We start from the raw sequence: 13,421 nt of genomic DNA, 5'->3' as shown, positions 1-13,421 counted from the left end.
CTGTCTTATGACTGCGTTAACGCATAGCAACGCCATATAAAGTGACATTCATTTCCGACCCATGCTGCCGGGAGCCCCCTTCCCCGACGCATCAGGCTGGGTGATAAAACGATGGCGGCTGCCCGGTCACGCGGCGGAACATGGTGGCGAAAGAGGACGCATTGTCGTATCCAAGAGATAATGCCACTTCGTTCACCGGTTTCCCTGCTATCAACCATGCCATGGCACTCACCACACAGGCTCGCTGTCGCCAGGCGGAAAATGACAGGCCCAGCTGCTTCAGGAAATGGCGGCGAAAGGTACTAGGACTCATAAACAGCGCCCTGGCCCAGCGCGCCGCAGGATCATGGATAGAGGGGTTAAGCAAAAAAGCCTGACAAAGCGCCAGCAGCGCCGGATGCTGCGGCAACGGAATGTCAAATTCGCGGACCGGCATGGCAGCCAGTTCCAGCAACATCAACTGTATCAGCATGCGATTGCGTGGGCTGTCGTACAACGGTGGCAAATCCACAGCCTCAAGCAGTAGCTGGCGCAACAGCGGCGAGACGCTGATCACTTCGCAACGACGGTGTTTAATGAAAGCGGCCACATAATCTGGCTCAATATATAAGCTACGCGTGGTCACCCCCACAAATCTGACGGCGTGCACAGTTTCAGGAGGGATCCAGACAGCATGTTGCGGAGGAACCACCCATTCTCCGTCCTGAGTGGTGACATACATCAGTCCGGTCGCGCCATACAGCAGCTGTGCGCGACGATGCTGGTGCGGTGGCAGGATAAACCCTTGCGCATAGTCATTACCTAACGCCACCACTTCGCGATCGAGCCGATCGACTTCGTCAATTTTTACGTTGCGCACACCTGCCTCCCTTTGACCGATTTACAAAGGTAATTGAGCGCTACGCAAATGGGAAGCCGTACGCGACCGGTATAAGCTGCTCGCTCATTTTCAGGTCGGGGATACTCTCTTGAATGAGATCGTTATTATTGCGCTGGCTGGCTTTACGACCGGCATTACCACAGTCCTGTTCGGCTTCGGGGGCGGCTTTGTGGTGGTGCCATTTGTCTATCAACTGATGCTTCGGCAGCCGGAACTCACGGGAAACGCCATGCATGTCGCGGTGGCTACCTCAACGGCGGTGATGATATTTAACGCCGGCTGGGTCAGCTATCGAAACTGGCGGGCTGGCAAGCTTGCCGCGCAGACGCTGTTCCCGTTGTTATGGTTTATTGCCATTGGGGCGGTGGTCGGCTCATGTCTGGCAGGGATATTGAGCGAGAAGATCGTTCGCGCGCTGTTTATTCTCTATATGCTGGCAACCATCAGCGATTGTTTGTTGCGCAAAGGTTTTTTCACGGGCAGCGCTCGGCGTCGCCTGTCCCTGCCAGTGGTCACTGGCGGCGGTATGGTTATCGGCATGATTGCCGCATTGCTGGGCGTGGGTGGCAGCGTCATGACGGTGCCCCTGCTACGGCGACACGGGTATGCGATGCAGGAGTGCGTTAGCGCATCCAACCCGCTTTCTTTGCCCGTGGCGCTATGCGGGGCTGTGACCTATGCCGTCATTGGCTGGCACAGCATTCCGCTGAACGGATTTCTTGGGTTTATCAGCCTGAAAATTTTGGTCCTGCTCGTCCTGACCGGCTGGGCCGGGATAATGTTTAGCCGCCGGGCTATCCCTGCAGTACCAGATGTATGGTATGCACGCATCTATGTGCTGCTGTTGTGCCTGGTACTCCTCGCCATGCTTATTCAATAATCAAAATACATCCTGGTGAACCGGTTCAACAGACGCGTTCGGGCGATGCCCTCTCCCTGGGGAGAGGGCCTGATGAGTGGCAGCAAGTTACCCGCGATACGGATGGACCTCGCGCCAGTGGTCGGCGATCTGCTGCCGGGTGCAGACCCATACCTTGTCGTGCTGCTGGATATAGTCAAGGAAACGCTGCAGCGCGCGGAAACGGCCCGGACGCCCCAGCAGCCGGCAGTGCATCCCCACGGACATCATCTTCGGCGCGGTTTCCCCCTCGGCGTACAGCACGTCAAAGCTGTCTTTCAGGTAGGTATAAAACTGCTCCGCGGTGTTGAACCCCTGGGCGGTGGCAAAGCGCATGTCGTTGGCGTCGAGGGTGTAAGGCACGATCAGGTGCGGTCGGCGGCTGCCGTCGCTGCAGGCCACTTCGCTCCAGAAAGGTAAATCATCGCCGTAATAATCGCTGTCGTAGTCAAAGCCGCCGTGCTCCACCACCAGCTGGCGGGTGTTGGGGCTATCGCGGCCGGTATACCAGCCGGTGGGCGGCTTGCCGAACAGATCGGTCAGCACCTGCACCGCTTTGTGCAGATGCTCGCGCTCCTCGGCGATATCCATGTGCTGATAGTGGATCCAGCGCCAGCCGTGGCTGACCACATCGTAATCCGCGGCCTTGATTGCCGCCACAATCTCCGGATGCCGCGCCAGCGCCATCGCCACGCCGAAGACCGTCAGCGGCAGCCCGCGCTGGCTAAACTCGCGATGGATGCGCCAGAACCCGGCCCGACTGCCGTATTCATAGAGAGAGTCCATCGACATATGGCGCGCCGGGTAGCTGGCGGCGCCGATAATATCGGACAGGAACTGTTCCGAACCCGCATCGCCATGCAGGACGTGGTTCTCAGCGCCTTCCTCATAGTTAAGGACGAACTGCACCGCGATCCGCGCCCCGCCCGGCCAGCGCGCGTGCGGCGGCTGCCCTGCATAACCTCGCAGATCGCGAGGATAGTGTTCCTGGTTCTCAACCATCACCTGCCCCTTTTAAAATGGATTTAACGACTGAAACTGTCCGCTTAACGCTTTTTTCTCCGGGAACGCTAAGTCCCCGTGCTTGCTGGTCGCCAGCCCCAGCGCGACCAGCGACTCGACCATCTTCACCGCCGCGCTGACGCCGTCGATCACCGGCACCCGCAGCTCGCGGGTCAGCTCCTGCGCCAGCGTCGCCATCCCGCCGCAGCCAAGGACAATCGCCCCGCTGCCATCCTCGTTCAGCGCGCGGATGCAGCGCTCACGCACTTTCTCCTGCGCCAGGCCGCTGCCGTCTTCCAGCGCCAGCACCGGTAAATCAATGGCGTGCAGCGCCGCGCAGTGTTGATGAAAGCCGTACTGGTGCAGCAAATGGCGGGCGATGATCAGCGTGCGCGGCAGCGTGGTCACAATGGAGAACCGGGTGGCGACCATCGTCGCCATATGCATCGCCGCTTCCGCAATGCCGATCACCGGCCCCTGAGCCAGCTCGCGCGCCGCCAGCAGCCCCGGGTCGCCGAAGCAGGCGATCACATGCCCATCCACTCCCTGCTCGCGTCCGGCCCTGATCTGCTCCAGCACGCCGACCGCCGCGATGGCTTCGTCAAAGTGGCCCTCTATTGACGGCACGCCGGCGCGGGGACAGACCGCAAGGATCTCGGTGCCCGGCGCGGCGACCGCACGCGCGGCGGCGCCTATCGTTTCGGTCATCGCCAGGCTGGTGTTGGGGTTGATCACTTGTATACAAACCGAAGACATCACGACTCCTTGTGGCCGGCGAACAGCCGGGAAAAATCGGGCAGACTGACGCCATCGCGCTCGAAGCACAGGCTGGCGACAATATGATCAAAATGGTGCATCAGCGCCTCGCTAAGCGGCTGCAGGGCTTTATCCCGCAGCAAACCGACCAGCTGCTGGTGATCGTCACAGCGGCAGCCCTGGCGCCAGGGTGCGCCCCAGGCGGCAATCACTAACGAGGAGCGCTGGCTGAGGCGGGTCACCATCTCGGTGAGTACCGGGTTGCCGGAGATAGCCTGCAGCTGAATATGAAAGTCAGCGGAGTGGCGGATCGCCGCCGGGCCGTCGTGCGCCTCATGGGCCTGCTGTTCACGCTGGATAATGTTCTCCAGCGCCGCCAGATGCGGCGGCTGACAGCGCGCGATCACATCGGGCAGATTAGCGACCTCAAGCAGCGCCCGGGTGCGAAAGATCGCCTGGGACTCTTCCACGCTCGGGCTGGTGACGTGTGCACCACGTTTGGGCGTTAACGTGACCAGTTGCACAGCGGCGAGTCGTTGCAGCACCTTTCTGATGCCGGTGCGGCTCACGGCGAACACTTCCGCCAGCGCCTCTTCCGGCAGTTTGCTGCCCGGCGGCAGCTGATGTTCGACGATAGCCGTCATCAGCGCCTGGTAAATGCTTTCGTCCTTATCCTGCAGCGCTGGCGCGGCCTGGAGACGATGTTCATTATTCATTAACCCACTCCGGTTTCACTTATCGATAGGAGATCGTATACATAAAATTTATTTTTTGTATACAAGATTCATCATTCTGGCCTGGATCCTGCAATAGCCTCAGCAATCCATATCAAAGGGTTTTCATTCAGAGGAGCAGGTTTCATGCCACATTCATCCCACACGCAGCAGACGAAGACTCACGAGGCGGCCGCCGGCTACAGTCCGCGGCTATGTAATGACGATCTGGCGCCCACCCGCGACCAGAACTGGAGCTGGTACAATATCTTTTCATTCTGGATGTCGGACGTGCACAGCATGGGCGGCTACGTGGTGGCGGCAAGCTTCTTTACGCTTGGGCTGGCCAGCTGGCAGGTTCTGCTCTGCCTGCTGGTGGGCATCTGTATTGTGCAGCTGTGCGCTAACCTGGTGGCGAAGCCCAGCCAGATGGCCGGGGTGCCTTACGCGGTGATCTGTCGCCAGGCGTTCGGTGTCTTCGGCGCCAATATCCCGGCGGTGATCCGCGGGCTGATCGCCTTCGCCTGGTACGGCATTCAGACCTATCTGGCGGCAAACGCCCTGATGCTGGTCCTGCTCAAGTTCTGGCCCTCCCTTGCCTCGCTGACCGGCAGCAGTTTCCTCGGGCTGTCGACGCTCGGCTGGCTGTGCTTCGCCACCATGTGGCTGCTGCAGGCGATGGTTTTCTGGCACGGCATGAACGCCATCAAGCGTTTTATCGACATCGCCGGTCCGGCGGTCTATGTGGTAATGCTGGCCCTGGCGGGCTGGATTGTATACAAGACCGGTCTCGACGGGATCTCCTTTACCCTCGCCAGTAAATCCCTGAGCGCCGGAGAGCAGACCTGGCAGATGATCACCGCCACGGCCCTGGTCGTCTCCTACTTCTCCGGGCCGCTGCTTAACTTCGGCGACTTTTCCCGCTACGGCAAAAGCATGGGCGAGATCCGCCGCGGCAACCGCTGGGGACTGCCGTTTAACTTCCTGCTGTTCTCGGTGGTCACCGTGGTGATTGTCTCCGGCACCCAGTCGCTGTTCGGCAAAATGATCACCGACCCGATTGAAACCGTCAGCCGCGTGGGCAACGATCTGGCGGTGGCCATCGGCCTGCTGACTATGATCACCGCCACCATCGGCATCAATATCGTGGCTAACTTCGTCTCGCCGGCCTTCGATTTTTCCAACTGCGCGCCGCAGAAAATCAGCTTCCGCGCCGGCGGGATGATCGCCGCGGTGGGGTCGATACTTCTGACGCCGTGGAACCTGTTTAACTCACCGGAACTGATCCACTATACCCTCGACGTGCTGGGCGCCTTTATTGGCCCGCTGTTTGGCATCCTGATCGCCGACTTCTATTTGATCAAACGCGGTCGGGTGTCGGTGGACGACCTGTTTGACGATACGCCGAAGGGTAAATACTGGTACCGCAACGGCTTTAACCCGAAAGCCATTGCCGCCCTGCTGCCGTCGGTGGGCCTGGGGCTGATTATCAGCTTTATTCCGGCCCTGCACGAAGTGGCGAACTTCAGCTGGTTTATCGGCGTCTTCCTCGGCGCGACCACCTACCGCTGGCTGGCTCGCGACGAGCGTGAAGTGGCGGCGAAAGCCGCCTTCCGCTCCGGCGCGGTGGCGCAAAAAGAGTAACCTTCCCCTTCTGCCGCGGCGACTGGCCGCGGCAGGCTGCAAACTGGCACCAATCTTGCTGTTTATCACTATTCCCTGAGCGTTAAGAGAAGGCAGGTTCGATGATGGATTACCAGACCGCGGTGCGCGGTGCATTTTTTGATATCGCCGGCGTGGCGGAGACGCCGGATGAGGTGGCCGCCCAGGCCCGCTATCTCAATGATGGCCTGTTGTTCTTGCAGGACGGGAAAATTGTTACGTTGCTGCCATGGCAGGAGGGTGAAGCCTTTCTGCATCCGCTGAAGGGCTATGTTGACCTGCGGGGTAAGCTGCTGTTGCCGGGGTTCGTCGATGCCCATGTCCACTATCCGCAGACTGAGATGATCGGCGCCTTTGGCGAACAGCTGCTGGAGTGGCTTACCACTTACACCTTCCCGGTGGAGAGCCAGTTTGCCGATGCGGAGTATGCCCAGGAGATAGCGCAGTTTTTTGTCAATCAGCTGATTAGCCATGGCACCACCACCGCGCTGGTGTTTTGTACCCTTCATCCGGCCTCGGTGGAGGCGTTGTTCAGCGAAGCGCTGCGCCTCAATATGCGCCTGATCGCCGGAAAGGTGATGATGGATCGCCATGTGCCCGACTATCTGTGCGAAACCGCCGGGGAAAGCTACGAGCAGACCCGGGCGCTGATCCGCCGCTGGCATCAGCGCGGCAGGCTGGGGTATGCCATTACCCCGCGCTTTGCCCCCACCTCGACGCCGGCGTTGCTGGAGGCGGTGCAGCGTCTGCGGGCCGAGTATCCCGATACCTGGCTGCAGACGCATCTCAGTGAAAACCGGGAGGAGATCGCCTGGGTTAAACAGCTGTGGCCGGAGCATGCACGCTATCTGGATGTCTATCATCACTACCAGCTCACCGGCGAACGCAGCGTATTTGCTCACGGGATCCATCTTGATGATGCCGAATGGCAGTGCCTGCATGACACCGGGTCCGCCGTTGCCTTCTGTCCGACCTCGAATCTGTTCCTCGGCAGCGGGCTGTTCCGCCTGCCCGCCTGCTGGCAGAACCGGGTGCGGATGGGCATCGGCAGCGACGTCGGGGCCGGGACCACCTTCAGCATGCTGCGAACGCTGGGTGAGGCCTACAAGGTAGGACAACTACAGAGCTATCGCCTGCGCGCCAGCGAGGCTTTCTATCACGCCACTCTCGGCGGGGCGCGCGCCCTGCGGCTGGAAGAGAAGATTGGCAATTTTCAGCCGGGCAAAGAGGCCGACTTTGTGGTCATTGACCCGGCAGTCACTCCGCTGCAGCGTCTGCGGATGGGCCGCTGCCATGATATTTATGAGCAGCTGTTCGTACTGATGACCCTGGGCGATGAGCGCAATATCAGCGAGACGTGGGTGAACGGCGAGCGGGTGTGGTGTCAGGATTGATCCTCGCCCTGGCCCTCTCCAACAGGGAGATGGCGCTGGCCGGCGGCGGCTGGGTTAATGGCATTCAAAAACTCATCGCCAGGCCGAGGCCATAGCCCGTGGTGTTATTGCCGAACATATAGCGCGCCACCAGCCGGGTGCGGGTGATAAAGACCGGGTATTTACTGCTGTCCAGTTCGAGACCAACCCCCAGGGAGGTCAAACCGGTAAAACCCAGCGCCCCTCGCTGGTCGCCGATAAATTCAGTATGCGCGCCCTCCAGCACGTAGCGCAACGGGTTGCCCAGCAGCGTCCAGTCAGCGATCGGCGCGCGGCGGCGCAGATACAGGCCGAGGTTCTCCGCGCTGGCTTCGCCCTGCACCACCTCGGCGCTGCTGCCGAAACTTTGCAGACGCATATAGGAGTAACGCAGTTCGGCATCAATATCCTGGGTGGCGGAGAAGCGTTCATAATCCAGCATCAGCGCCCCGCCCAACCCCCAGGCGTTGAAGCGTCCGCCATCAAGAAACTGCAGATCGGCGTTGGTTTTTCGCTCTATGACCCAGCGGCCAAGGCGTACATCGCTGGCCAGGGTGCCGAGCATCACATTGACGATCGGTCGCAGCACCAGGTTACCTCCGAGGCTGTCCCGGTGCAGCGAAAAATCCCAGCCGACGCCGCCGGTGGTGGTCAGACTGTTCCATTTGGTCGGCACATTCCGCGTCTGTTGGCCATTGCTGACGACGAATCGCGGGTCGTAACGGCTGTAGCCCATTGTGCCTTCGAGGTAAAGAGGAAACGACTCGCTCAGGGTCGCTCCGCCGCCAAACTGGGTGATGGTCAGGTTGTGTTTATCGTTGCTCCCGGAACCGATGTTGAGATCGCTGGCGGTCACGTCGGGAACCACGGTATAGCTCATCAAGGTCAATACCGCATCGGCACGTTGTTTAATCGCGTGCCCGTCCGCCGCCAGCGTCGTCGGCGCAGAAAGAGAGACTACCGACAGCAGAACGAGAAGACGCACCATACGTTGTTTGCCACCTCAAGCACAGGCTAATCTTATTACCACCCGTTACAGCAGGCTGGCTCATCCTCAGTATAGTCGGCGAGCGCGAATCAGGCTGCGCCACCGCTATTGCGCAACAGTTCCGCACTGTCAAAAGGCATGCGCGTTACCCGGTTGCGCCCGTCATTTTTCGCCGCATACAGCGCTTTATCGACGCGGTAAAACAGCTGATCAATCGCTTCACCATCATGATGCTCGGCGACGCCGATGCTGACGGTGACCGACAGCGTCTGATATTCGCTGACCGCCTGGCGGATCGCCTCCGCCACCATCAGCGCGCGGGCGATCGGCGAATGGGGCAAAAAGAGCAGAAACTCCTCGCCTCCCCAGCGATATATCTTATCTTCACGGTCCACCGAGGTTTCCAGAATGCGGGAGATCACCAGCAGAACTTCATCGCCTTTTTGATGACCGTGAATATCATTAATACTCTTGAAATGATCGATATCGATTAACAACAGACAAAAACCATGGGCGATAAACGACGGCGCGTCGACGAGCCGGTAAAATTCGCGACGATTTAACAGTCCGGTTAAGGGATCGTGGGCGGCGGAAAATTCCAGCTCTTTTTTCAGATGCACTTCTTCGGTGATATCGTGAATGATGCATAACATCAGCCGGATATTATACAGCACCACCGGCCCGGCATAGGTTTGAACATGGCGCAGCGAGCCGTCAGCCAGAATATGAGTAAAATTAAGCGGCTTATGCCCGCCGGGCATATTGGCAATGTTATTCATAATGGGGATCACATCCCGGCCCAGGGTATTAATTTGCCAGGTATGTTTAGTGCGCATTTCCTCATCGGAATAATGATAAAAGCGCAGCGCGGCAATATTGGCATCGACAATCCGGCCCTCTTTCTGAGGATCGATCAACAGCATCGGCGCGGTATTGGTCATAAAAAAGCGGGCAAAAAAGCCATTGTTCCGCCGCTGGTAGCGGCGGGAGCCGGTATGAATCGACTGATTTTGCGCGAGCAGCTTCACCGCTTCGAATAACAGTAAGGTGCCGCAGTCCTCGGTCTCCACCAGGGTGGTTTTACAATATACCGACTGCAACCCTTTGGCGGTCTGCAGCGTCCAGACTTCAAATATCTCAGTCATGGCGTCGAGATAGCGCAAATAATGCTGCAGCTGCGTTTCCGGGCAGGTGGAATAGATACCGTTGCGCATCTCATTCAGCGACATATCGCCGCTCAGCGTCCGGGAAGCCTGATTGGCATAGACCACACACTCTGTAAAAGGATGGACTACCCAGATCGGGGTGCTTAATACATCAAAAACAGCCAGTTCTTTTAATAACATACAGGCCCCAAACCGACCCACTCCCGGCGCGGAACGGCACATCATTCAGTGCAGCTCTGACGCTGGCATAAAGTGATAGCAAAAATAATCGAGTAACCGTCATTACGCGCGTGCGCGGCAAGTATAGTCGGTTCCTGGCCCAGCGACGCCCACCCGGAGCGACTTTGCGCACGGTTTAACCGACAGAGGAGACACTGCCTTTATTATTAATTTTATTTCAATAGCATAGCAGCAATGCCAGAACGGGTAGTCGCTTTTGATCACAGACTGCGTATACCCGTCACACTTTACGCTGCAGGGGCGCAGGCTTGTGCCGTGGCACACAGATGGCCGTTGTTCTGCTCAGCGTTACCATGATAGTTTCTATCATAACGCTCATTTTCAATGGTCATCACAGTGAAAAAATCCGCCAGCAAAATCACGCTTACCGACATTGCGCGCGAAGCCAACGTCGGCGTGGCCACCGTCGACCGGGTACTCAACAAACGCGCGGCGGTGAAAGAATCTACCGCGTACCGCGTGCTGGAGGCCGCCCGGCGGCTGGGGTTTACGCTCGAACAGCCGCACTATCGCCTGGCCGCCGGCAAAGCGCCGGTTACCGTCAGGATGGGCTTTATTCTGCTGCAGGAGACCCACTCCTTCTACCTGCCGCTGGCGAGGGCGCTCGCAAGAGAGGCCGCGCCGTGGCTGCCGGCGGGCGAGACGCCGACGATCCTGCATTTTGCCATTGATGCGGTGGAAGCGATGGCCCAGGCCATTCACCGGCTCAGCGATGAGGTGGAGGTGCTCGGCCTGGTGGCGCTGGATCACCCGCTGATTCGCCATGCGGTGGGCCGGGCTGCCGCCCGCGGCGTTCGCGTATTCACCCTGCTTTCGGATCTGTCGGTTCCCCAGCGCAGCGGCTATATCGGCCTTGATAACCAAAAAGCCGGGCGCACCGCCGCCTGGTTTATCGACCGTTTATGCCGTGGCGAAGGCGAAATAGCCATTATCATTGGCGATAATCGTTTTACCTGTCAGGAAAGCTGTGAGATCAGCTTCCGCTCCTGTCTGCGCGAGCAGGGTAAAGGGCAGCAGATCCTTGAGCCGGTTCGCAGCCATGAACGGGCGGATGTCGCCAGAAGCGTAACGGAACAGCTGCTCAGCCAGTACCCGGCCCTGCAGGCGATCTATGCTCCCTGCGGCGGCATTGAAGGGATTGTCGGGGCGCTGCGCGACAGCGGCCGCCAGCAGGCCGTCACCCTGGTCTGCCATGGCCCGCTAAGCGACAGTGAACTGGCGCTGATCGATGGCACCATCGATGTCATTCTCAACCACCGGCTGGATGACTTTGCCGCCGCCACCCTGCGCGCCATGACGGAAGCCGTTTCGCGGCCGCCCAGCGAAGTGATTTCGCACCCTCAGCCTTTCGATATCATCACCAAAGAAAATATGTAAACGCCCGCCCCGTCGCCGACGGGGCGGCCTCACGCCTGGACCACGCCTGGACTCATTTTGATAAATAACTATCAAAAACAACCTCAATACAAATCATGACGGCCATCATAAAATTATCATTCCAACATTGTTGGCTATGAAATTTTCATTCAATACTCAGCGGCATCCCCTGTGATAAAAGGAAGCCGACATGACCTATCCTATCGCCAACGCCCCCTGCAGCTGGGGCGTGGATGACCCGAAAAACCCTGACCTTCCCGCCTGGACTACCGTGCTGAAGGAGGCGGCGCAGGCCGGCTATCGCAGCATCGAGCTCGGCCCGTGGGGCTACCTGCCCACCGACCCGAGCAGCCTGCGCGCGGCGCTGGAAAAGCATCAGCTGTCGCTGGTCGCCGGGACGATCTTTGACGATCTGGTGAGCGAAGACCATTATCCCACTCTGGAGGCGCTGACCCATCAAATCTGCCGCAATCTGTCGCAGGTTCCGACCGCCGCCCCCATCCCGGGGCACCCTTTCCAGCCGCCCTATCTGGTGATTATCGACTTCGGCAACCCCGAGCGGGCGCGCTTTGCCGGACGCAGCGCGCTGGCTCCGCGCCTCAATGACGCAGACTGGCAGCGGATGATGGCGCACATTACCGCCCTCAGCACCCTCGCCTGGCGGGAGTACGGCGTGCGGGCGGTTATCCATCCCCACGCCGGGGGCTGCATCGAATTTGCCGATGAAATCGAGCGGCTGGCCAACGCTATCCCGCACGACGTGGCAGGGTTGTGTCTGGATACCGGGCATCTCTACTACGCCGGAATGGATCCGCTCACCTGGCTGGATCGCTATTACGCGCGGCTCGACTACCTGCACTTCAAGGATGTGGATCCGCAGGTTTACCAGCGCGCCGTCGCCGAAGGCATCGACTTTTTCACCGCCTGCGCCGAAGGGGTGATGTGCCCGCTCGGCAGCGGCGCCATTGACTACCCGGCCATTAACGATTTTCTTGCCCGCCGCGGCTATCAGGGCTGGATAACCATTGAACAAGAGCGTGATCCGCGCCATGCCGCAGGCAGCCTGCAGGCGGTCACGGAGAGCCTGCGCTATCTGCGCGGCGTTGGATTCTGACAGGAGAACCCCATGATTAACGGTTTAAGACCGCTCGACCGCACCCTGCGCTGGGGCATGGTCGGCGGCGGCGGCAGCAGCCAAATCGGCTATATTCACCGCTCTGCCGCCCTGCGCGATAACACCTTTGCGCTGCTGGCCGGCGCCTTTGATATTGATGCCGATCGCGGGCGCCAGTTCGGCCAACAGCTGGGGGTGGATCCCGCACGCTGTTACGCCGATTACCAGAGTCTGTTTCGCGGTGAGGCTGCCCGCCCGGACGGTATTCAGGCCGTATCGATTGCCACGCCGAATAACACCCACTATGCCATCTGTCGGGCGGCGCTGGAGGCCGGGCTGCACGTGGTGTGTGAAAAGCCGCTGTGCTTCAGCAGCGAAGAGGCGGACGAACTGGTGGCCCTCAGCCAGCGGCAGCGTAAGATCATCGGCGTGACCTACGGCTATGCCGGCCATCAGATGATCCTGCAGGCCCGGCAGATGATCGCCGACGGACTGCTGGGCGACATCCGTATCGTCAATATGCAGTTTGCTCATGGCTTCCACGCCCAGCCGGTGGAGCAGGAAAACGCCAGTACCCGCTGGCGGGTCGATCCCCGCTTCGTCGGCCCCAGCTATGTGCTGGGGGATCTTGCCACTCACCCGCTGTTTCTGGTCGAAACCATGGCCCCGCAGTTGAAGATCGCCCGGCTGATGTGCGCCAGACAAAGCTTCGTCAAAAGCCGCGCCCCGCTGGAAGATAACGCGCATGTGCTGATGGAGTATGACAACGGCGCCGTCGGCTCGCTGTGGAGCTCCGCCGTTAACTGCGGCTCCATGCACGGGCAAAAGGTGCGCATCGTGGGGGAAAAAGCCAGTCTTGAATGGTGGGATGAACAGCCCAACCAGCTGCGCTACGAGGTGCAGGGCGAACCGGCGCGCGTTCTGGAGCGCGGCATGGGCTATCTTGATCCGCTGGCGCGCCAGGACGATCGCATCGGCGGTGGCCACCCGGAGGGGCTGTTCGACGCCTGGTCGAATCTCTATCGCCGCTTCGCCATCGCCATGGACGCCGCTGACCGGCGTGACGAGGCGCTGTTGGCGGACTTCTGGTATCCGGACGCTCGCGCCGGGGCGTTCGGCGTCCGCTGGGTGGAAAACTGCGTACGCTCTGCCGACAACGGCGCCTGTTGGGTCAACTTCCGCTAATTCGCCGGCTCAGGGCCTCGCCCTGAGC

Annotated in this window: 11 protein-coding genes and 1 pseudogene; 6 read left to right on the top strand and 6 right to left on the bottom strand. The window is 59.7% G+C overall.

Translation table 11 applies throughout. The features are described from left to right. Positions 1–91 precede the first annotated feature (91 nt). The gene (locus tag K5R89_RS12720; RefSeq protein WP_101867396.1) at positions 92–859 is read right to left on the bottom strand and encodes a helix-turn-helix domain-containing protein; all 768 of its coding nucleotides are present in this window, start codon (positions 857–859) and stop codon (positions 92–94) included. A 109-nt stretch (positions 860–968) separates the two neighbouring features. Here K5R89_RS12720 and K5R89_RS12715 point away from each other — a divergent pair, with 109 nt between their 5' ends. Beyond that, the gene (locus tag K5R89_RS12715; protein WP_032452938.1) at positions 969–1,760 is read left to right on the top strand and encodes a sulfite exporter TauE/SafE family protein; all 792 of its coding nucleotides are present in this window, start codon (positions 969–971) and stop codon (positions 1,758–1,760) included. Between the two features lie 87 nt (positions 1,761–1,847). Here the strand turns inward: K5R89_RS12715 and puuE are convergent, their stop codons facing one another. From puuE to K5R89_RS12700, 3 genes and pseudogenes are all read right to left on the bottom strand, one after another. Continuing rightward, a complete protein-coding gene (puuE, locus tag K5R89_RS12710) occupies positions 1,848–2,747 on the bottom strand; it encodes an allantoinase PuuE (RefSeq protein WP_223171644.1) in 900 nt (299 codons plus the stop codon). Continuing rightward, positions 2,671–3,536 (bottom strand): annotated as a pseudogene (hpxA, locus tag K5R89_RS12705) (allantoin racemase). The gene puuE and the pseudogene hpxA overlap by 77 nt, the downstream one beginning before the upstream one ends. Then, positions 3,536–4,252 carry a GntR family transcriptional regulator gene (locus tag K5R89_RS12700; protein WP_002905523.1) on the bottom strand — a complete coding sequence of 239 codons (717 nt, stop codon included), beginning with the start codon at positions 4,250–4,252 and terminating at the stop codon, positions 3,536–3,538. The pseudogene hpxA and the gene K5R89_RS12700 overlap by 1 nt, the downstream one beginning before the upstream one ends. Before the next feature lie 144 nt (positions 4,253–4,396). On the opposite strand from K5R89_RS12700, the gene K5R89_RS12695 reads away from it, so the two are divergent. Further along, positions 4,397–5,893 carry an NCS1 family nucleobase:cation symporter-1 gene (locus K5R89_RS12695; RefSeq protein ID WP_023289774.1) on the top strand — a complete coding sequence of 499 codons (1,497 nt, stop codon included), beginning with the start codon at positions 4,397–4,399 and terminating at the stop codon, positions 5,891–5,893. A gap of 101 nt (positions 5,894–5,994) precedes the next feature. Continuing rightward, positions 5,995–7,305, top strand: coding sequence for a guanine deaminase (gene guaD / locus K5R89_RS12690; RefSeq protein WP_217259404.1), 1,311 nt, complete (start codon positions 5,995–5,997; stop codon positions 7,303–7,305). A gap of 64 nt (positions 7,306–7,369) precedes the next feature. Here the strand turns inward: guaD and K5R89_RS12685 are convergent, their stop codons facing one another. Together K5R89_RS12685 and K5R89_RS12680 are read right to left on the bottom strand one after the other, a co-directional pair. Next, entirely contained in the window at positions 7,370–8,311 is a 942-nt protein-coding gene (locus tag K5R89_RS12685; RefSeq protein ID WP_023289776.1) for a hypothetical protein, read from the bottom strand. An 89-nt stretch (positions 8,312–8,400) separates the two neighbouring features. Further along, on the bottom strand, positions 8,401–9,657 hold the full coding sequence (locus K5R89_RS12680; RefSeq protein ID WP_124074042.1) for a sensor domain-containing diguanylate cyclase: 1,257 nt from the start codon (positions 9,655–9,657) through the stop codon (positions 8,401–8,403). A 396-nt stretch (positions 9,658–10,053) separates the two neighbouring features. On the opposite strand from K5R89_RS12680, the gene K5R89_RS12675 reads away from it, so the two are divergent. From K5R89_RS12675 to K5R89_RS12665, 3 genes are all read left to right on the top strand, one after another. Further along, the gene (locus K5R89_RS12675; RefSeq protein WP_032429163.1) at positions 10,054–11,094 is read left to right on the top strand and encodes a LacI family DNA-binding transcriptional regulator; all 1,041 of its coding nucleotides are present in this window, start codon (positions 10,054–10,056) and stop codon (positions 11,092–11,094) included. A gap of 190 nt (positions 11,095–11,284) precedes the next feature. Continuing rightward, positions 11,285–12,208 carry a TIM barrel protein gene (locus K5R89_RS12670; RefSeq protein WP_217259405.1) on the top strand — a complete coding sequence of 308 codons (924 nt, stop codon included), beginning with the start codon at positions 11,285–11,287 and terminating at the stop codon, positions 12,206–12,208. A 12-nt stretch (positions 12,209–12,220) separates the two neighbouring features. Beyond that, positions 12,221–13,393, top strand: coding sequence for a Gfo/Idh/MocA family protein (locus tag K5R89_RS12665; protein WP_023289780.1), 1,173 nt, complete (start codon positions 12,221–12,223; stop codon positions 13,391–13,393). Positions 13,394–13,421 lie beyond the last annotated feature (28 nt).

The sequence above is a fragment of the Klebsiella sp. TF21-TM genome, assembly GCF_019753495.1.
Lineage (GTDB): Bacteria > Pseudomonadota > Gammaproteobacteria > Enterobacterales > Enterobacteriaceae > Klebsiella > Klebsiella quasipneumoniae.
The sequence above is the reverse complement of the archived record's forward strand: the minus strand, read 5'-3'. Positions and strand labels throughout refer to the sequence as shown.